The 19,813-nt window shown below is 54.4% G+C and carries 15 protein-coding genes and 2 pseudogenes; 10 read left to right on the plus strand and 7 right to left on the minus strand.

Annotation, left to right across the window (positions count from 1 at the left end; genetic code table 11):
- Positions 1-40 precede the first annotated feature (40 nt).
- Positions 41-673: a GntR family transcriptional regulator gene (locus ACEN8Q_RS07305; protein ID WP_413704854.1), complete on the plus strand. Its 633-nt coding sequence runs from the start codon at positions 41-43 to the stop codon at positions 671-673.
- Positions 674-742: 69 nt separating this feature from the next.
- Here ACEN8Q_RS07305 and yddG read toward each other — a convergent pair whose 3' ends face one another.
- Complete coding sequence (gene yddG, locus ACEN8Q_RS07310) at positions 743-1,630, minus strand: aromatic amino acid DMT transporter YddG (RefSeq protein ID WP_413704855.1); 888 nt, start codon at positions 1,628-1,630, stop codon at positions 743-745.
- 465 nt (positions 1,631-2,095) lie between these two features.
- Between yddG and ACEN8Q_RS07315 the strand changes: the two genes are divergently transcribed.
- Positions 2,096-3,010, plus strand: a complete 915-nt coding sequence (locus ACEN8Q_RS07315) for a LysR substrate-binding domain-containing protein (protein WP_413704856.1) — start codon at positions 2,096-2,098, stop codon at positions 3,008-3,010.
- Between the two features lie 112 nt (positions 3,011-3,122).
- On the opposite strand, the gene ACEN8Q_RS07320 is transcribed toward ACEN8Q_RS07315, so the two are convergent.
- Positions 3,123-4,799 (minus strand): BCCT family transporter, encoded by a 1,677-nt coding sequence (locus ACEN8Q_RS07320; protein ID WP_413704857.1) that lies wholly within the window; start codon positions 4,797-4,799, stop codon positions 3,123-3,125.
- A 316-nt stretch (positions 4,800-5,115) separates the two neighbouring features.
- Between ACEN8Q_RS07320 and ACEN8Q_RS07325 the strand changes: the two genes are divergently transcribed.
- The 8 genes and pseudogenes from ACEN8Q_RS07325 to ACEN8Q_RS07360 all read left to right on the plus strand — a co-directional run bounded on the left by ACEN8Q_RS07325 (position 5,116) and on the right by ACEN8Q_RS07360 (position 15,956).
- Entirely contained in the window at positions 5,116-6,297 is a 1,182-nt protein-coding gene (locus ACEN8Q_RS07325) for an aromatic ring-hydroxylating oxygenase subunit alpha (protein ID WP_413705477.1), read from the plus strand.
- A 15-nt stretch (positions 6,298-6,312) separates the two neighbouring features.
- Complete coding sequence (locus ACEN8Q_RS07330; RefSeq protein WP_413704858.1) at positions 6,313-7,752, plus strand: aldehyde dehydrogenase family protein; 1,440 nt, start codon at positions 6,313-6,315, stop codon at positions 7,750-7,752.
- An 11-nt stretch (positions 7,753-7,763) separates the two neighbouring features.
- A pseudogene (locus ACEN8Q_RS07335) lies at positions 7,764-7,925 on the plus strand (rubredoxin); the annotation flags it as partial.
- A gap of 87 nt (positions 7,926-8,012) precedes the next feature.
- Complete coding sequence (locus tag ACEN8Q_RS07340) at positions 8,013-9,191, plus strand: FAD-dependent oxidoreductase (RefSeq protein WP_413705478.1); 1,179 nt, start codon at positions 8,013-8,015, stop codon at positions 9,189-9,191.
- Between the two features lie 10 nt (positions 9,192-9,201).
- Complete coding sequence (locus ACEN8Q_RS07345) at positions 9,202-10,533, plus strand: NAD(P)/FAD-dependent oxidoreductase (RefSeq protein ID WP_413704859.1); 1,332 nt, start codon at positions 9,202-9,204, stop codon at positions 10,531-10,533.
- On the plus strand, positions 10,530-10,898 hold the full coding sequence (locus ACEN8Q_RS07350) for an ethanolamine utilization protein EutQ (protein WP_413704860.1): 369 nt from the start codon (positions 10,530-10,532) through the stop codon (positions 10,896-10,898). Before ACEN8Q_RS07345 ends, ACEN8Q_RS07350 begins: the two co-directional genes overlap by 4 nt.
- Before the next feature lie 560 nt (positions 10,899-11,458).
- Positions 11,459-14,917: an adenylate/guanylate cyclase domain-containing protein gene (locus ACEN8Q_RS07355; protein WP_413704861.1), complete on the plus strand. Its 3,459-nt coding sequence runs from the start codon at positions 11,459-11,461 to the stop codon at positions 14,915-14,917.
- A gap of 7 nt (positions 14,918-14,924) precedes the next feature.
- On the plus strand, positions 14,925-15,956 hold the full coding sequence (locus ACEN8Q_RS07360; RefSeq protein ID WP_413704862.1) for a patatin-like phospholipase family protein: 1,032 nt from the start codon (positions 14,925-14,927) through the stop codon (positions 15,954-15,956).
- 324 nt (positions 15,957-16,280) lie between these two features.
- On the opposite strand, the pseudogene ACEN8Q_RS07365 reads toward ACEN8Q_RS07360, so the two are convergent.
- The 5 genes and pseudogenes from ACEN8Q_RS07365 to ACEN8Q_RS07385 all read right to left on the minus strand — a co-directional run.
- Positions 16,281-16,451, minus strand: a pseudogene (locus tag ACEN8Q_RS07365) (alpha/beta fold hydrolase); the annotation flags it as partial.
- 60 nt (positions 16,452-16,511) lie between these two features.
- Positions 16,512-16,877, minus strand: a complete 366-nt coding sequence (locus ACEN8Q_RS07370; RefSeq protein ID WP_413424432.1) for a histone-like nucleoid-structuring protein, MvaT/MvaU family — start codon at positions 16,875-16,877, stop codon at positions 16,512-16,514.
- Between the two features lie 163 nt (positions 16,878-17,040).
- Positions 17,041-17,319, minus strand: a complete 279-nt coding sequence (locus ACEN8Q_RS07375) for a hypothetical protein (protein ID WP_413705479.1) — start codon at positions 17,317-17,319, stop codon at positions 17,041-17,043.
- A gap of 145 nt (positions 17,320-17,464) precedes the next feature.
- On the minus strand, positions 17,465-18,796 hold the full coding sequence (locus tag ACEN8Q_RS07380) for an MFS transporter (protein ID WP_413704863.1): 1,332 nt from the start codon (positions 18,794-18,796) through the stop codon (positions 17,465-17,467).
- A gap of 157 nt (positions 18,797-18,953) precedes the next feature.
- Positions 18,954-19,799: an amidohydrolase family protein gene (locus ACEN8Q_RS07385; RefSeq protein WP_413424436.1), complete on the minus strand. Its 846-nt coding sequence runs from the start codon at positions 19,797-19,799 to the stop codon at positions 18,954-18,956.
- Positions 19,800-19,813: the final 14 nt, after the last annotated feature.

Here is a 19,813-nt window from a genome sequence, read left to right on the forward strand (position 1 = left end):
GACCTAAAAAAAGTTTTACTAGAGCATGTTGAGATCATAAGTGCAAAACGAAAAATACGCTCTTTATATAGAGTTAAAACAAAAAATCCTCACCATGGAGTTCGACCAAGCCCATTCCCTGGACGAGTTTTCACTCAGTGAGCAGTACCATATTTCACGTACACCGACTCGAGAAGTTCTCAGACTACTCGCTGGAGAAGGTTACATTGAGATTAAGGAAAGACGTGGCGCTCGCGTAAAGCCTCTGAAACCCTCGACGATAAGTGACCTGATCTCGGTTGCTCCAATGATTTACTCGGCGATAGGTCGACTTGCGATTCGGAATGTATTGCCTGCACAAATTCAAGACTTGAAACAAGCACAGCAACGGTTCCGGAAAGCCTTATCAACAAGGGACGTGTATGGATTAATTGTCGAAGAACATCGATTCCATTCTATAATCGGTCAAATGTCAGACAACCATTATTTGCAACCTAGCTATGAACGCTTGCTGATTGATGATGTGCGAATGAGCCATAATTTTTATCGTCTTGAGACCTCCGAAATGGACGCCCGACGCAAACTGGCAGCAGAACACCATGATATGTTTATAGAAGCCATAGAAAAGCACGAGGAGGACTCAATCGTAAAATTGATACCTAAGCACTTCGAGCTATCCCGCCAGGCATGGTAAAAACTGTTAACCTGACAACTCTGTTAAACTTTAAGTCATGCCTAACAAAAAAATTATCACACGACATTTTCAACGTCGTGTCGCCCACCAGCAAAACAGTGACCCGAACGTTACTAAGGATGCTCCCTGCCAAAAGTACATTTGCAATGCGGTGCTTAGAATTATTGTACTCATCAACGAAGAAAAAACGGGGGCTAGGTAAGAGACCGCTGCCAGAAAAAGCAAATTGCCAGTCGATAGTCCTTTATTCCACCCCATGTAGCCTAGCGCCATTATCGTAGCGGCACTCACCAACTCCACTAATGCCAGTGGCTTTATGCTTACGACGCTGTAATCGCCGAGTAAATATTTTACCCACAGAGCTAGACTTGTAGCGATAAAAAATAAAGCTGTCGCATCCGTTCCTTTGGAAATGCGCTTTACCACACAGCAGTACACTGCCCATATAACCGCCCCCACTAATGCCAAGCCATAACTCAATGGGTTAACTGCTGCATTGGCCATTATTAACTCAATAGAAAGTCCGCGCCCCTCACTCAGTATCCAGCCAACCCCGAACAGCGAGATCAGCAGACCGGGGACTAGCAGAAAAAAATTAGCATTACGCTGCCCTAACAAGACCGCCAGAAGCAGGGTAAAACATGGCCATAAATAATTGACCAACCCTACCTCGATGGCTTGTTTCCGGTCTTGTGCGAAACCTAGCGCCAAAGCGAGACCCACTTCATAGCTGACAAACAGGATTCCACCCACAATTAGATACGAACAAGGGAATTTCTTTAGCGGCGTCCATCCGTTTAGCAAAATCATCAGCACGCTTGCGGCCGAAAACATTAAAGCTGCACCGATCAATGGGCCGATATCTTCGCTAACTAAACGAATAAGCGGAGGCATTGCACTCCAAAGGAGAATGGCGCCAAAACCGTACATATTTCCTTTTGCGTGTTCCCCACTCATCGTCACCGGCATTCCCCCTTAAACCCAACACAGAATTCGACTAAAAAACTTTTGCTGCAGGCTAGAGTCATAGCCACGCGCCTCATTATGAAATTTTTGCTGCGGATTGGCAGCCAATCGCTTGCCTCCAACGCTCGGTCAAAAGGCAGTAAAAATACGCCTGACTCATTGCTACCAGGATCAATGTCGCAGCATGCGTCTGTTCGAATGCATTGAGGCAAGTCAAATGAATACGAGTCATGAAAGCGCATAAAAACGTCGAAATGTGAATACTCAATGAACGCGAGTGGACAGATGCTATGAATTGCGTGACCAGTGCCAGACCTTAAGCCCGTACCTGTGACGAAGATCTATACCGAGCGTCGAAGAACTAGCACTAGACCTCTAAAAAAGTAGCTACTGCTCACTGCCTTCTGCACAATCTCTGAACGCTACATAAAACATATAATACAGTGACCGAACCTGATGAAACTGCAACCCCTGCCGCCACTGAACAGTCTCGTGGCGTTCGAGGCCGCTGCTCGCCACTTGAGCTTTACCCTGGCAGCACGTGAACTGAACGTCACTCAAGGTGCGATCAGCCGCCAGATACGCGTACTTGAAGACTACTTGGGCACCCCGCTTTTTGTGCGCTCGACCCGTGAAATCAATCTGACCACCACTGGCAGTCAGTACTACGAAAGCGTTCGTGCCACTTTGCAGCAAATCGTCCACGCTACCGCTGGTGTTCGCCACTGGCGAGGAGCTCAGCAAGTAACCGTTATCACCACCACGGCAATGGCATCGTTGTGGCTACTTCCGCTTGTATCGGAATTCCAACGTCAGAACGAAGAAATCGATCTACGCATCATTACCAACGACAAAGTCGAAGACTTTTCGCGACTGGACTGCGATCTCGCACTTTACTATTGCAGTACCCCGCCGCAGAACATGAAGGTAACTCCGCTGTTCAGCGGGGAAATTTTTCCGGTTTGCAGTCCCTCCTTCCTAGCTCAACACCCACAGATTAGTGACCTTGATCAACTCGGCTCCTGCACTTGGCTATGGCTAGAGGATCCGCGACGCGATTGGATCGGATGGAAGGAATGGTTCGAGCGCCTGGGGCATGTGGCACCGGAACCTAGACGGCGCATTGATATAAACAGCTACTCCATGCTGATCCAATCAGCGCTAGCAGGCCAAGGCATTGCGTTGGCCTGGTCTAGCCTGCTCGGCAATTATCTGCAGACCGGCGAACTCGTGCGGCCTACACAAGCCACGTTGATGACTGATGCTCAGTTTTTCCTACTTGAACCCCAAGGCAGAGCTCCGAACAGACAAAGCGTTAGCCGTTTCCGCGAATGGTTGATGGCCCATTTAGCGGAAACGGTTAACGCATGATGAGGACTGGCTAAGGACAGCCACTAAACACCATTGAGACTTTTCCATCGATGGCGTGTCGCATTCGATGATTGTCGTGAGCCGCCAGCGCGGCTCATCTCATTGGGGAGTTTTATGCGAGCTCATGGGAAGACATCATTGCTGGAAAATTACCCTGTTTGATTCCGTAAGGATCGACGATCGGGTCATTTACGGTCGGGCCCATGACTTGGCCTTTAGCGGTGGTCATCGTATCGACCCGCAGGCTCCGCACAAGACTGTAACCGGTAATGAGCAGGAAAAAGGCAATGGGCAGACCGATGATGATGCTCGCCATCTGGATCGCGATCAGTCCGCCGGCTAGCAATAGTCCTGCAGCGATCGCTCCCTCCAGGAAACACCAAAGCACGCGAATCCAATTAGGCGGATTGGTGCAGCCTACGGAATTGAGCATGCATAACACCTGAGTTCCGGCATCCGCAGCGGTAATGAAATGCACCGATAGCAACAGGCAGACGATGACACACAGTATCCCACCCACGACTGGCCCATCGAGACGCTCAAGCAAGGTGAACATGGCTGAAGTGGTTTCTTTCTGAGTAGACTGGAGCACGACTCCGCCTTTGAAAGGTGCTGCTTCCGTTTGCTCGGCTACTGGCAGTTGAGCGTGTGCCTGGCGGGCTTGTTGCTCATCCTTCAGTGCCGAACCGCCAAATACTGACATCCACAGTATCGTCACCAATGTAGGTACAACCAGAGCACCAACGATAAGTTCGCGGATGGTACGACCACGGGAGATACGCGCGATGAACAGACCAACGAAAGGCCCCCAGGTCATCCACCACGGCCAGTAAAAGGCAGTCCAGCTGTTCTGCCATTGTGTATCGGCCTGCGTATCCGTCCAAAAGCTTAAGCCAACGATGTGCTGGGCATAGTCACCTGTGGCTTCAAAAAAGAAATTGAGGATGTAACGGGTCGGCCCTAGCCAGAGCACCACCAGCATCAGCCCAAAGGAAATCCACATGTTCAGCGTGGACAGTCGCTTCATACCCTTTGAAAGTCCGGCTACTAACGAGACGGCAGCGATCATCGTCACCAAAGCGATAATGCTCAACTGAAGACCGATATTCACCGGCACTTGGAATACTTGGTTTAGACCAGTATTGATTTGTACGACACCCAGACCCAACGATTGGGAAACTCCGAACGCGGTGATTGCCACACCTAGGATATCGACTGTATGGCCAATCGGCCCATAGATGCGGTTGCCTATCAACGGGTAAAGAATGGAACGCAGTGCCAGCGGTAAGCCTTTGCAATAGGCGAAATACGCGAGACTAAGGCCAATTGTGGTGAATATGGCCCAAGGATGAAGGCCCCAATGGAATAGCGTCAGGCGCATAGCTACGGTTGCAGCTTCGTTGGTTAGCCCAGGGCTGAACGGGTTGCTTGCATAGTGAAGTACTGGTTCGGCGACCGACCAAAAAATGAGTCCGATACCCATGCCAGCACTGAAAAGCATGGATATCCACGCCCCGAAACTGAATTCCGGCTTATCGTTCTCACGGCCCAGCTTAAGGGTGCCGAAACGGCTGAACGCAAGTATCAACAGTACACCGAGCAAACCACTCACCACGGCCAGATAAAACCATTTGAAATTTTCGAGGATGGCATCGGAGGCCGTCTTGAACACCGCGGCAGCCTGATCACCTTTCAAGGCACAAAGCAGAACGAAGGCCATAACTATTGCAACCGAAACAACGGTTACGGTTGGATTGAGGCCTTTGAATAGGCCACTTGTAGCACGCATCGGCTATCTCCCTTGTTTTTGTAGTGCAGCGCCGTATGGGATTTGATTGTCCGCAACCCGAGGATTGCGCGATTAACAATGAGCGACGGAACCTAAACTCAACAAACCATTTAATCTCATTAATTGATGAGAAAAGCGCATGCATAGACTTTCAAAAAGTGCAAAGCACTGGAGGATGTCACGTAAATTCATGACTGAGTTTTTCTCATCAATCCAGGAAGAAAAATGGTTTGTCGGGATCTGTCCTGCCCTAAACAATTACTCCAGCCAAAGGCCGTTTAAGGCCGATCAACCGTGCGATCTGGAGACAAAAATAATGGGCATCGCCAACCTCATCCCTGTAAAAAGCCTGGAAGCTGTTCTTGCTCCTATCGAGCAGGCCCATGGTCTGACTAACGATTTCTATACCGAGCAACCTTTCTTCGAATTGGACAGAGACCAAGTTCTGGGCCGCAATTGGGCATGCATCGGTTTTGCTACTGATCTGCCAACGAACGCGTACGTCAAACCTGTGGATTTCATGGGGCTGCCGCTCTTGATTATGCGCAACCGCGAAGGCCAGGTTCAGGTGTTCCATAACGTCTGCAGCCACCGCGGAGTCAAGCTGGTACAAGAAGCCGGCACTATTCAAGGGATGATTCGTTGCCCATACCATTCTTGGACTTACGACCTTAATGGCGCTCTGCGCGGCACTCCTCACGTTGGCGGCATCAACCAACACAAGGACGAGCGCTTCGCATGCGAGAAGCACGGTCTTAAGCCACTGCGCAGTGCAATCTGGATGGACATGGTGTTTATCAATCTTTCCGGAGATGCCCCGCCACTGGAAGAGGCGCTGGCCCCGTTGACCGAACGTTGGGTGCAGTTCCTTGGACACGATGGTATGGATCTGATGCGCCGCGAATCCGACGGTGGCAAGATGTCGATCGAAGTCAATTGCAACTGGAAACTCGCGGTAGAGAACTACTGTGAGGCCTATCACCTGCCATGGATTCACCCAAGCCTTAACAGCTATTCCCGCCTGGAAGACCACTACAACATCATTTTCGACCAGTTCGCTGGTCAAGGTAGCCTTGCCTACAACCTGTCGGACGTAGCCGGCACCCACCTGCCGACTTTCCCGTCCTGGCCGGCTGATCGCATGCGCAACGCCGAGTATGTGTCGTTCTTCCCTAACGTACTGCTGGGTATCCAGGCCGACCACGCCTTCGCGATGATGCTTGAGCCGGTTGCTCCGGGTAAGACGATTGAACATCTGCGCTTGTTCTTCGTAGGCGACGAGGCTCTCAGCCCGCATTACGAAGCCGCTCGAAAGGCTGTCATGGAATCCTGGCGAGTGGTGTTCGCCGAAGACATTGCTTCTGTTGAAGGAATGCAAAAAGGCCGCAGCTCGCCTGGTTACAACGGCGGAGCCTTCTCACCAGAAATGGATTTACCGACTCACTACTTCCACAAGTGGGCCGCACGCCAGTTGCTCAACAGCAACGAGAAGGCTTAAGCCGAGGATTTCCCGATGAGCATTCAACACTGGCTTAACTATATCGATGGGCAGTGGGTCGATAACGACCAACACCTGACTATCCTCAATCCCGCTAATAATCAACCGGTAGCGACTATGGCCCAAGCCAGTGTCGCTGACGCCGAACGTGCCCTGCAGTCAGCGCGACGTTGCGCTGACAGTGCTGAGCTGACCAGGGTGCGTCCTGCCCAGCGTGTAACTTGGCTACTAGAGATCGCCCGGCAGATTCGTTTGGTCGCCGATGAAGGAGCTCAAATTCTTTGCGCGGAGAACGGTAAAACCCTTCGCGATGCACGGGACGAATTCACGGAAGCCGCACGCTATTTCGAATACTACGCCGGCATGGCCGACAAGATTGAAGGTATCTCAGTACCGCTAGGCAATGGCTACATGGACTTCACTATCTATGAGCCGATGGGCGTCTCTTTACAGATCGTGCCTTGGAACTTCCCAGTGTCGATCTGCGCTCGTTCTCTGGCACCAGCATTAGCCGCTGGTAACTCGGTCGTAATTAAGTCACCAGAGCTCTCGCCTTTAGGTCTCTGTGTCCTGATGCAAGCAATCGAACGCGCCGGCTTACCAAAGGGCGCGGTCAATCTGCTGTGCGGACGTGGTCGCGAGGTTGGCGCTTTTCTGGCTGCGAATAAGAGCGTCGATCAGATTGTCTTCACCGGCTCCGTACCGACCGGCCAGAGTATTCTGCGCGCAGCAGCAGAGAATGCGGTTCCAAGCGTTATGGAATTGGGCGGTAAGTCAGCGGCGCTAGTATTCGCCGATGCCGACCGTGAGCAACTTCTAGCTAGCGTGCGTAACGGTATCTTCTTCAATGCTGGACAAGTCTGTTCCGCAATGTCCCGCCTGCTGGTAGAGCGCTCGATCTACAACGAAGTGGTTGATCAAGTCGGAGCCCTAGCGCGCAGCCTACAAATTGGCCCTGGTTCGGAGAATGCCGAACTGACCCCGGTAATTTCAGCGGGTCAACTTCAAGGTATTCAGGCTATGTGCCAACGCGCACAACAGGAAGGCGCGCGAGTAGTTGCAGGGGGAGAAGCGGTTTCGAGTTTGGCTGGTAATTTCATGCAGCCAACTGTGTTCTGCGATGTTACTGCGGACATGGACATCGCTCAGAGTGAGGTATTCGGCCCGGTGTTGGCGATCCTCCCATTCGATACCGAGGAAGAGGCCATTAACCTGGCTAACGGAACCGACTTCGGCCTAGTAGCGGGCGTCTTCACCCAAAATCTGAATCGCGCCCTGCGCTGCTCTCGACGACTGCGCGCGGGTCAAGTGTTCGTAAATGAGTGGTATGCCGGTGGCATTGAGACGCCTTTCGGCGGGGTTGGTCTATCCGGTTACGGTCGCGAGAAAGGTCAGGAAGCGCTGTACAGCTATGTGCGCACCAAGAACCTTGCATTGCGAATCCAGGGCGAGTGAGGGTCGAAATCATGAAGAAGTGGCTATGCATCATTTGCGGGCTGATCTATGACGAAGCACTAGGTTGGCCTGACGACGGAATCGCTGCTGGTACTCGCTGGGAAGATGTACCGGGAGACTGGTTGTGCCCCGAATGTAAGGTTGGCAAGAGTGATTTTGAGATGATCGAGATCACCGAGCCAGTGACCGCCGCCGCAGTTGCTGCAGTAGCCACCATCGCACCTCTAGCCGCGGCAGTTGCTACCATCGCGCCGGTTTCAATGCCAGCGCAAGCAACGCGTCCTGCTGGCCCAGTAGTAATCATCGGCAGCGGCCATGCCGGCTATGGCCTGGCTCAGGCTTTGCGCAAGCAAGACCCGAATCTGGAGATCCGTGTACTGACTCGCGAATCCGGACATGTCTACTCTAAGCCAGCACTCTCTATTGCATTGGCTCAAGGTCGAAGCGCGACTGCTCTGGCAAGTGAGAGCCCATTAGCAGTGGAACAACGACTAGGCATACGGGTGTACCCGCATTGTCAGGTTGAACGCATCGATTCCCAAGCCCGACGGTTGCATACCAACCTTGGTGAAATGACCTATGGCCAGCTAGTCCTAGCCAGTGGCGCGGCACCAATTCGCGTACCGATCGAAGGCTGCGCGGAAGCATTGGTAAGCGTCAACAACCTGTCTGATTATCAAGCCTTCCGTACGCAATTGGATGGTATGCGTCGTATCGCTATTCTCGGCGATGGTCTTATTGGCTGCGAATTTGCCAATGACTTAGCCAGCAGCGGTTTCGAGGTGCAAGTCATCGGCTTGGGTGCTTGGCCCATGGAGCGCTTGCTACCCCAGCCTGCAGGACTTCATCTACAGCAGGCACTCAGTGAGCTGGGAGTTCGTTGGAACCTGCAAACTACCTTGCAGCGAATTGAGCGGAGCACCGATGGGTTCGAGCTGACACTCGCCAACGGTGAACAACATCAAGCCGACCTGGTGCTGTCAGCTATAGGTTTGCGACCTAACCAAGAACTGGCACTCGCCTGCGGTCTGGAATGTGGCCGCGGTATTAAGGTCGATGAGTATCTAGAGACTTCAACACCAGGCATTTATGCACTGGGAGACTGCATAGAAATCGACGGTCAGTTGATGCCTTATCTGGCGCCGATCAACCAAGGCATCGAAGCCTTAGCACGCACGCTGTTGGGGCAACCGACAATTGTGCGGTATCCGCTGATGCCAGTTACCGTGAAAACGCCGGCAGCGCCATTGTGCTTGCTGGCGGCACCCGCTGACTGCACAGGTCAATGGCGAATTGAATCAACGGCCGACGGTCTCAGCGCAGCGTTTCACGACGACGCGGGCACCTTGCGCGGTTTCGCGCTCCTCGGACGCCAAGCGCAACAACAGCGCAGTGCCTGGCTTCAGAACTGTCAGCCCTCTCAATCAAACGTGGCCTGAGAAAAACAATATGAGCACTCGCACAATTCACCTGCCGCACGATGATCATGACTGCGGCTGGTATGCCGCCCTGCCTCCACCCGCTGCTGCAAAACGCCTAAGCGGTAAACAGCAAGCAGACTACGCCGTAATTGGCGCTGGCTTTGCTGGACTTGCAGCAGCCAGACGTTTGGCCGAACAAAAGCCCGATGCGCGCATCGTTCTGGTCGATGCCCAGCGTGTGGGCTATGGTGCCTCGGGGCGCAACTCTGGTTTCGTTATCGACCTGCCACATAAGATGGCCTTGGAGCATCCGGATCCGGCTCACAAGCAGCGCCTGTTAGGGCTGAACCGTGCCGCCATCGCCCAATTACAGCGATTGGTCAATCAACATCAGATCGACTGCCAGTGGTCTCATGCCGGCAAATTCCAGGGCGCCGTCGGCCCACGTGGATTAGCTTATCTGGAGCATTTTGAACGCCTGATGACTGAGTTGGGCGAGCCATTTCGAAGCGTTGAGCGCGATGAGCTCGCAAAGGTAATCGGCACGCGCCACTACAGCCGCGCGGTATTTACGCCAGGATGCTACCTGATGCAACCGGCGGCATTAGTGCGCGGTCTGGCCGACTCACTGCCCAACAATGTCGAACTGCTTGAACAGTCACCCATCCAGGGCCTGCAGCGTGATAGCAAAGGCCAATGGGTGCTGCAAGGTGCCGATGGCCAGATACGCACCCCAAGCCTACTGTTGGGTACCAGCATCTTCACCCAAGAATTTGGCTATCTGCGCAGTCGCCTGCTGCCGGTGATGACATTCGCCAGCTGGACTCGCCCGTTAACTCAGGCTGAGATGGATACTATCGGTATTCAAGCAGACTGGGGATTGACCCCAGCAGACCATGCCGGCACAACCGTGCGCATGACCCAAGACCGCCGTCTTATCATCCGCAATACCTACAAACACGTCCCGCGTTATGGCAAAAGCGTCAGCGACTCAACACGCCAGGAGATTCGCGAAGGACATCGCACTGCCCTGCTTGCTCGCTATCCCCAACTTGCTAACGTTCCGTTCACTCACACTTGGGGTGGCGTATACGCGATCTCGCGTAACTTCACTAACTTCTTTGGCGAACTCGAAACGGGCGTTTACGCCACAGCTTGTGATAATGGTGTGGGGGCTGCCTGGGGCACAATCTCGGGAACCCTGCTAGCGGAAATGGCTGTCGGCTCGGACTCTAAGCACCTCCAGGACATCAAAACGGTAACTGGCATGCCGTCCCGTAACCCGCCTGAACCATTTTTGGGGTTAGGGGTGCGCACTCGTATCCGTATGGCAGCCTGGAATAGCAGGAGCGAACTGTGAAGCGTGTCTCCGGGAATGGGCCAGTACGGCTTATCGATCACCGAGATCTTGAATTTGTTCACCGCGGCGGCCCACCCGGTAAAGCTTCTGTCGCTCGAGCGCTTAGCAATGAAGTTTCGCCAAACATGGGTGTTGGCTTCGCACGCTGGGAAGGTGCAGAGGTCGCCTGGACGCTTCTGTATGACGAGGTGATCTTTGTGATCGAGGGATGCTTCGAACTCAAGGCCAATGACGAGCTCTATCGGGTTGAACCAGGGCAGATGCTGTGGATTCCCGAAGGAACAGAGTTGGTTTACGGAGGGCACGCCTTGTTTGGATATGTTGTATATCCGGGCGACTGGAAGCGACAGCATGGATTGGAGTGAAGGTAGCGACTGCTTATACCAAGCAGAAAGCTCCCATTATCCTTCGATTACAACCTTCGTTGGCATCGAATCTCTTTTCGAAAGCTGCTCATTCAAGTTTGTTAATCAGTGATTGGCCATTTAGCTTTACCGGTAGAGCTCAAAAGGATCTATCGTTTTTCCCAAGGTCGCTCCATGTGCTAGGTTTTTCAGGGAGAAATCGTTCCTGACTACTCCAACAGCAATTAGCCTGCGACCAACCTCTCGATCTATCAGCGCCTGCCACAAGCGGCGCTGCTCTCCTCCAATGACCATGAAACCCTAATATTTACTCGGTAAGCTGCGGCTCGGGTTGAAATCATTGATCGACCCACGTGCCTAGCCCGCCTTCGGCCTTCCCTCTTCCAGTAAGCGAATTTTACTTCTCGATACCACGATACAAACTATCTTTGATACAGAGGGTTAAAAGGCTGCCCAAACGTACCGGCCCATTGACTTCAGCTTGTCCTTCGCCGGTTTGATGTCACGCTTCCCGTCTTTTGACTGGTCTTCTTGAACGACTGCAAAAGGGAAGAGATCGTATGCGCTGCGCAAACTGCGGATTCGAGAGTCCCTCCGAGGCCAGCTTCTGTGAAGCGTGCGGCGTCAAGTTGTCCCGCAGCTGTCCGCGCTGCGGCCACGAGGCGAGCCTGTCCGCCAAATTTTGCAGTGAATGCGGTGCGCCGCTGACCGATGCGCCTGCTGCGCCTGCTGCGCTATCACCGCACGCCAAGCCTGTTTCAGAGCCCTCTCCAGATCCCATTCATTACACGCCCCACCACCTTGCCGAGCGCATCCGCGCCGAACAGGCGGCCATGGAAGCCCGAGGCGACACCGCCGGTGAGCGAAAGACCGTCACGGCACTGTTTGCCGACATGGCCGGTTCCACGGCGTTGATCCACGATCTCGATCCGGAAGAGGCCCACCGCCTGATCGAGCCCGTCGTCGCGCTGATGATGGAAGCCGTCCACCACTACGAAGGCTACGTGGCCAAAACACTGGGTGACGGCATACTCGCGCTGTTCGGCGCCCCCATCGCCCATGAGGATCATCCGCAGCGGGCGTTGTATGCGGCCCTGCGCATGCAGCAGGCGATACACCGACATGGCGACCGCATTCGCCTGGAGAAAGGCATACCGCTGCAAATCCGCGTCGGTATCCATACCGGAGAGGTCGTCGTGCGTTCGATCCGCACGGACAATTTGCACACCGATTACGATCCGGTCGGGAACACGATCCACATTGCCTCCCGGATGGAGAGCATCGCTGCACCCTCGTCGATCCTGGTAAGCGAGCCCACCTACAAGCTGGCGGAGGGTTATTTCGAATTCAAGGCTCTGGGGGCCGCCCAAGTCAAAGGCATTCCCGATCCCCTTGTTGTGTACGAGGTGCAGGGGCTCGGCGCGTTGCGCACGCGTCTGCAACTGTCGGCACATCGCGGGCTGGCCAGGTTCGTCGGCCGCCAGGTCGAGCTCGACCACCTGCATCAGGCGCTCGAGCAGTCCAAAGCGGGCCACAGTAAGGTCGTCGCGGTGGTAGGCGAGGCCGGAGTCGGGAAGTCACGGCTGTTTCATGAGTTCAAGGAACGCTCGCGGTGCGGCTGTCTGGTGCTGGAGACATTCTCGGTGTCGCACGGCAAAGCCTTTGCCTATTTCCCACTCATCGAGCTTCTGAACAATTATTTTCAGATCACCGTCCAGGATGACGAGCGGCGATGCCGGGAAAAGGTCATGGGCAAGACCCTTACGCTCGAGCGAGGCTTCGAGGATCTCGTGCCCTATCTGCTCTACCTGCTGGGTATCGGCGAACGCAGTTCAGCACTCGCGGAAATGGATCCTCAGATCCGGCGCGTTCGCACCTTCGACGCGATCACTCAACTACTGGCACGTGAGAGCCGCAATCAACCGATCGAGCTGCTGTTCGAGGATTTGCAATGGCTGGACTGCGAGACCGAAGCATTCCTCGTGTACTTGACCAACCACTTGGCGAGTTCCCCAATCCTGCTCCTCGTGAACTACCGGCCCGAGTATCAGTCTGTGTGGATACGTGCGGGTCATTGCAGCCAACTGCGGCTCGAACCGCTGGGCCCGGTCGAAGCACAGGCAATGCTCGCGACCCAGCTTGGGGACGATCCTACCCTCATCCCCCTCAAACAGCTCATCCTGGATAAGACGGAGGGCAACCCGTTCTTCATGGAGGAAGTGGTGCAAACTCTGATCGAGGAGAAATTGCTGCTGGGTGAAGCCGGTCAGTATCGGATCGAGCAAACTCCAGCTGCGCTGCATATCCCCACTACAGTGCAGGGTGTACTCGCTGCCCGTATCGACCGGCTCCCCGTAGCGGAGAAGGAGTTGTTGCAGACCCTCGCCGTTATCGGCAAAGAGTTTCCGTTCAGTCTGATCCGGTGCATCTGTGATGGGCAGGATGCCCAGACGGACGACAAGTTGTGTAATCTGCTCGCCCGACTGGAGGCTGCGGAGTTCATTTACCAGCGGCCCGCATTTCCGGAGGTGGAGTATTCGTTCAAGCATGCGCTGACCCAGGAGGTCGCGGGCCACTCGCTACTCACGGAGCGGCGTAGCGCGCTGCATGAGCGCACAGCGCAGGCCATCGAGGCACTGTTCCCCACTCGCATCACGGATTACTGCAGCGAACTGGCGCATCACTACAAGCTGAGCGGCAATGTCCCGAAGGCCGTGGAATACCTGCACCGTACCGGGCAACAGGCCCTCCAGCATTCCGCCCATCTCGATGCGATGCGTCATCTCAGCGCGGCACTGGAATTGCTCGAACATTTGCCCGACACGCCCACGCGTGCACATCAGGAACTGACGTTGCTACTCGCCCTGGGGCCAGCCTTGATGGCCGTGCGCGGCTATGGTGCGCCCGAGGTGGCGGCCACCTACACCCGTGCACTGGCGCTATGCGCGCAAGTAGGCGACGACTCGCTTTTCTCTACGCTGCTGGGGCTGTGGAGTTACTACACGTTGCGTACACAATACTCAACCGCATGCGAACTGGCTGAACGATTGCTCAGTATTGCGCAAACCGCGCAGGATCCGGACTTGCTCGTGGAAGCCCATGCGGCACTTGGGCAGACATTGCTTTTCCAGGGTGATCTCAAAAACGCCCATGACCATCAGGAACGGGCGCGTGTCCTCTACGACCCTGATCGCCATCGCACACATTCCATTACGTACGGCATGGATCCGGGCTACTCCCTGTCATTTTCGGCCTGGAGCCTTTGGTACTTGGGTTTTCCCAATCAGGCAAGCATGCGCAGCCAGGATGCCCTTGCTCTGGCCAAGAAGATTGCCCACCCATTCAGCCTGGCCTTCACTCTGTCCGCTACGTCGATACTGGGACAGTTTCGGTACGACGTACAACTCGCCGAAGAGTGTGCAGATGCCGCCATCAAGCTTTCTCTAGAGCAAGGATTTCCGTTGTATTTGGCAAGGGGGAATATTCTTCAAGGTTGGGCTCGCGCAGAGCAGGGAAACACTGACAAGGGAATCGCTCAGATAAGCAACGGTATTGCCGCTTATCGCGCAGCCGGAGCAGAGCTTGGATGTTCTTATTTTCTGGCCCTGCTAGCCGCAGCACACAGGCTCGCCGGGCAACCGCAGGCAGGATTGGATGCCGTGACCGACGCTCTAACTATGGTGAACAGAACAGGCGAGCACTTTTACGAAGCAGAGCTGTACCGCCTCAAGGGCGCTCTTACCCTGCAATGCCCGGGAGAAAACCGACAGGATTCTTCCGTGCAGCAGGAAGCGGAAGCGTGCTTTCACAAGGCAATCTCAATCGCTCGACAACAAGGGGCAAAGTCATTCGAGCTACGCGCCACAGTCAGCCTTGCTCAGCTATGGGAAACACGAGACAAAGAGGCGGCCAGGCAAATGCTGGCCGACATTTACAGCTTTTTCACCGAAGGCTTCGACAGCGTCGATTTGCTACAAGCCAAGGCGCTGCTCGATGCATGGGCATCAAGCGAGGGGTGAGCGATTGATGACTCGGGGCAGTGACGAGCGCAAGTCGGTCACGCTGGCTTTACAGGGCGGCGGGATGCACGGTGCGTTCACCTGGGGCGTGCTCGATCGGTTGCTCGAGGACGACAGGCTTGCCATTGAAGGGGTGAGCGCAACCAGTGCCGGCGCGATGAATGCCGTCGTACTTGCCTCCGGCATGCTGCAAGGTGGCGAGGTCGGCGCACGCCAGGCGCTGCACGATTTCTGGTACGCCGTGGCGCAGTCCGCCGAGCGTTATAACCCGTTGCGTTGGATGCCTTGGTTGAAAGGGAAGCATAGCTTCGGGTTGGACTATTCACCCATGTATACGTTCGCGGACATGACGCTTCGTATCTTCTCGCCTTACCAGTTCAATCGCCGCAATTTGAGTCCGCTACGGGAGGTGCTGGAGAGGCAGGTAGATTTTGCCGCCTTGCGAAGCCAATGCCCGTTCCACCTCTATCTGTGCGCGACCAATGTCGAGACGGGGAAGATACGCATCTTCACGGGCGATGACATTTGCGCTGAGGCGGTGCTTGCTTCGGCCTGTGTGCCGACATTGTTCCAGGCAGTCACGATTGACGGGCAGAACTACTGGGATGGCGGCTATATGGGGAACCCGGCTATTTTCCCGTTGATCTACCACTGCAATACACGCGATGTGGTGATCGTCCACATCAACCCGCTCGTCCGCCCAGGCGTGCCCATTACTGCTGCCGACATCCTCAATCGTATCAGTGAAATCAGCTTCAACTCGTCGCTGATGCGCGAGCTGCGTACCATCGCTTTTGTCACCGACCTCATTCAGCAAGGTAAGCTCGATCGCAACGAGATGAAGGAGATGCTGATCCACTCCATTAAGTCTGACGAGGCGATGTGCGCGCTCAGTGTGTCCAGCAAGTACAACGCGGACTGGGACTTCCTTTGCGAACTGCGCGACAACGGACGCGGCGAGGCCGAGGCGTGGCTCACGGAGAACTACCGGAATATTGGCGAACGGTCGACTATCGACATCCGAAAAGAATTCCTTTGAATGCCGCCATCACACTGGGAAAGTTGGTTGGCAATTTTGACTGGCGCATAGCGCTGGCGACTCTTGCCGGGCAATGGTAAACATTTCCGAACGAATCCTGAACTGCGCGTAGGCACCTGCAGCCTGGAAGCTGCAGACACCTCTCAATGTGTCGCTGAGCACCTCAATATCCCCCGCCTCTGCTGATCGAAAAACTGGCGAGCACTGATATACTTTGGCGATGTTCTCTTCCCATCAGGGAAACAGGGAGACCATAGCCTCCCGGCAGGGCCAACCTCCGGGGTTTTGCTTTTCTTCCCCCCTCCCCGCGTCATTGTCTTAACTTCAGTTCAGCTCTTCGACCAACACCCTGTTAAAACTGGACGGGTCTGCCATCTGTGGTACATGGCCTTTGCCTGCAAACTCGATCAACCTCGCTCCCGGAATCAACTTGGCTGCCTACTTCCCAAGGACACGGTAGTAACCGATCTTCGCCTTGATATCAGGCGGGGCAATGAAGCAGTAATCCGCATAAAAAGGGCCCTTGAAGGGCCCTTTCTTGTACTCAAACCGAGATCACTTGGTCAGCCAGGACTCGACCGTGGCAGAGCCGTATTCGGCTTTCCACTCTTTCAGCGTCCGGTGATTGCCACCTTTGGTTTCGACGAGTTCGCCGGTGTGCGGGTTCTTGTAGACCTTCACTTGGCGTGGCTTTCGGCTGCCGGTTTTAGATTCGGCTGCTGGAGCACGGCGGCCCGCTTGTGGATCAAGCAGGTTGATCACGTCTTTCAGACTGTAACCATACTCAGCCAGCAAAGCGCGAAGCTTCGTTTCGAATTCGATTTCTTTCTTGAGGCCAGCATCGTCTTTGAGAGCTTCGAGCGCTTGGAGCTGCTCGGCCAGGTGTTTTTCGAGTTGGCGGAATTCTGCAAGCTTAGACATGATGATTCTCTATGTAGTTAGTCTCCTAACAACACACCAAAAACAGCAATTTGAATTTAGGACAAGTGTCCTACGTGATCTTTCGACCGATAGATTGAATCACGGAGGTAGCAGGTGCTCACGTACTTGGGAGCAGTAAGACGAGAAGCAGAACATAGTTAACTTAAACACTAACATTAGTCCGGAAGCGAACGTCGTATGAAGCTCCCAACACCCAGCGCTCATACTGAATCACTTCGCTGTCGAGTAGCTTGCCAACAGATAAGCGATCCTGCTGTAACCAGCACCGCCCTCCTTGCCAAAACTGTTTATTCAACACATCGCCCAACCATACTGAAGCAAATGCCGATGACAGCACGGGTGCGAAGTAGGAGACCGTCGCCAGCAAGGTGAGATTTCCGCGCAAGATGCCTATGTTCCAGAGCGCGTAGCCACCCGCCATTCCTATAGCTGCAGCAACAAGTTCTAGACTGCGACCCAAAGTGAGCGCTGGAATCACCTCGCTGCTGAACAGCGCTACATTTTGAAAAGTGGATCATAGGCAACGAGGAGGCCCACCATTTCCGAGCCTCCTCAGCGGGAATGGGTTAACTGCTGACCGTAGCGATTTGCTTCGCACGACGGTTCTGTTTGCCAATCAGAAACACCAATAGCGAACCGATCGCGGTCAATGCACAGAGCGGCATCAGTGCGATAGGAAAACTCCCGGTCTGATCACGCAGTACCCCGATCACTGAACTCATGGCGCCCGTACCCAAGTGGGCAAAGGTATTGATCGCGGCAATCCCGGTGGCCAAAGTCGCCGGCGGCAGGGATTCGGAACAAAGTGCCCAGAACGGCCCCTTGATCGCATAGTTACCCATCAATACGAGCGTCAGCAGTATCAGCGTGATGGTCAGGGAGTCCGTGAACAGCGTGGCCGCGAAGCTCACTGCAGTAATGGCCAGCGGTATAGCAGTGCTCTTGATCCGCTCCCCGCTCTTGTCCGCACGCAGCCCCCAGAAAATCATGAAAGCGGCGGCCATGCCGAACGGAATCATGTTCAGCAGACCCGTTTGCATGTTGGACAGATGGAAGGACTTCAGGATCTGCGGCATCCACAGCGACAGCGTATTGCTGGTTGCCGAACTGCCCATGTAGATAATCGAAAGTACCCATACATATTTGTTAGTAAACACGGCCTTGAGGGTGCCGCTTACGCTATGAGCGTGTTGAGGAATACGACTTTCCCGCGCGGCCTTATCGCTGGTCAGTTGCTCGCTCAGCCAATCCTGTTCCTGCTGAGTCAACCATTTCGCTTCGCTTGGTCGATTTGGCAATACCTTCAGCGCGAGCAATCCCAGAGTGATTGCGGGAATTGCTTCAAGCATAAGCAACCACTGCCATCCCTTGAGGCCTGCCAGGCCGTCCATTTGCAACAGCAGTGCCGACACAGGCGAGCCGAGAAAGTTGGAGAGTGGTATCGCCACCATGAACAGCGCAACTATTCGAGCCATGTACGCTTTGGGGATGCACTGCGTGAGGTAAAGAATGACGCCGGGGAAGAAACCGGCTTCGGCTGCACCCAAGAGAAAGCGGGAAATCGAATAGGATATCGGCCCGACCGCAAATGCCGAACAGAACCCGACGATCCCCCAAGTGATCATGATGCGCGCGATCCACCGCCGGGCACCGAAACGCTCCATGGCCATGTTGCTGGGCATTTCGCAAAGTACATAAGCAACGAAAAACAGCGTGGCGCCGAATCCGAACGCACTGGCCGTCAGGCCGATGTCCTGGTTCATGGTCAGGGCAGCGAAGCCGATATTGACTCGGTCGATGTAGGCGATGAAATAACAGAGCACGAGAAAGGGAATCAGGCGAAACCCCAACTTGCGCATCGTCGAACTTTCAATTTCAGCATTGGATGGCTTGTTCATGGAGACCACTCTTTTGTAATTGGAATAGGCTGACCCTGTGCAGAACTTCTCGATGCGGCACGAGAGGTTCGACTGCAACGTCACACTTCAAACTTTCTGTATGTTTTCGTTATAAATGGGTGAGATGAATGGTTATCTGCTAATGCAGGCGTAAGTTTCAGCTTTCGCCTTTTGCAAAACCGAATAGCCTTCGAGGTGCTTGCACCAGCAACGAATAACTAAGCTGCGTCGAACACTCCAGGGCTTGCAGCTGATCGATTACTGTGCCGAAGCCGATGCTTTGCTCATGCTGCGTGTGCGGCCAGTCGCTGCCCCATACAAGCTGGCGAAGGCCGAAACTTTGTTCCAACAGCGGTAATGCCATTCGAGCGAAATTGATGTTCTGTTGCGGCGTACCTCCCAAGCGATAGATTCCCGATACCTTCATCCAGATCGACCCTTTCGAGCCCAATTCCAGTAACTCGCAAAACCCGGGCTGATCGACCCCCGAACGGGCATCCGGCCGGCCGAAATGATCAATCACCAACTTCAAGCCGAACGGCATCAATTGATGGATCAGTCCCGGCAGATCCTTTACCTCCCGATGCAATTCGACATGCCAGTCAAGATCAGCGATGTGGCTGAAAAACTCTCTCCAGGCACTGTTACGAAAATCAGGTAACGCCTTGCCCATCAGGTTCAAGCGAACGCCGACCACGCCCAGGTGATCCATCTCATCCAACGTGGCGCGACTAACGCCTGGCTCCAGCACGACCACGCCTCGCAACTGCTCCGGCGCTTGCCTCAACGCCGCCAGCAGATAGCTGTTGTCGGTACCGAGAAAGCTCGGCTGCACCAATACGCCATGACTCAAACCATGGGCAGCCAGGTGGTTCAGATACTCGGCAAGCGGGGCATCGTAGTCAGGGGCGTAGCGCCGTGTAACGGCCAGGCTTAGTCCCCGACTAAAGACATGCGCATGGGAATCGATGCCAGTGATCGATGTTGAACAGGTATCAGACATGGGTTTCATCTATC

Origin of the sequence: Pseudomonas sp. Pseusp16, assembly GCF_047324915.1 — a bacterium.
Classification (GTDB): domain Bacteria; phylum Pseudomonadota; class Gammaproteobacteria; order Pseudomonadales; family Pseudomonadaceae; genus Aquipseudomonas; species Aquipseudomonas fluorescens_CD.

Coding starts and splice junctions, on each gene's coding strand:
- yddG (WP_413704855.1), bottom strand. CDS start 1,630: ATGAGTGGGGAACACGCAAAAGGAAATATGTACGGTTTTGGCGCCATT.
- ACEN8Q_RS07315 (WP_413704856.1), top strand. CDS start 2,096: ATGAAACTGCAACCCCTGCCGCCACTGAACAGTCTCGTGGCGTTCGAG.
- ACEN8Q_RS07320 (WP_413704857.1), bottom strand. CDS start 4,799: ATGCGTGCTACAAGTGGCCTATTCAAAGGCCTCAATCCAACCGTAACC.
- ACEN8Q_RS07325 (WP_413705477.1), top strand. CDS start 5,116: ATGGGCATCGCCAACCTCATCCCTGTAAAAAGCCTGGAAGCTGTTCTT.
- ACEN8Q_RS07330 (WP_413704858.1), top strand. CDS start 6,313: ATGAGCATTCAACACTGGCTTAACTATATCGATGGGCAGTGGGTCGAT.
- ACEN8Q_RS07340 (WP_413705478.1), top strand. CDS start 8,013: ATGCCAGCGCAAGCAACGCGTCCTGCTGGCCCAGTAGTAATCATCGGC.
- ACEN8Q_RS07345 (WP_413704859.1), top strand. CDS start 9,202: ATGAGCACTCGCACAATTCACCTGCCGCACGATGATCATGACTGCGGC.
- ACEN8Q_RS07355 (WP_413704861.1), top strand. CDS start 11,459: ATGCGCTGCGCAAACTGCGGATTCGAGAGTCCCTCCGAGGCCAGCTTC.
- ACEN8Q_RS07360 (WP_413704862.1), top strand. CDS start 14,925: ATGACTCGGGGCAGTGACGAGCGCAAGTCGGTCACGCTGGCTTTACAG.
- ACEN8Q_RS07370 (WP_413424432.1), bottom strand. CDS start 16,877: ATGTCTAAGCTTGCAGAATTCCGCCAACTCGAAAAACACCTGGCCGAG.
- ACEN8Q_RS07375 (WP_413705479.1), bottom strand. CDS start 17,319: ATGGCGGGTGGCTACGCGCTCTGGAACATAGGCATCTTGCGCGGAAAT.
- ACEN8Q_RS07380 (WP_413704863.1), bottom strand. CDS start 18,796: ATGAACAAGCCATCCAATGCTGAAATTGAAAGTTCGACGATGCGCAAG.
- ACEN8Q_RS07385 (WP_413424436.1), bottom strand. CDS start 19,799: ATGTCTGATACCTGTTCAACATCGATCACTGGCATCGATTCCCATGCG.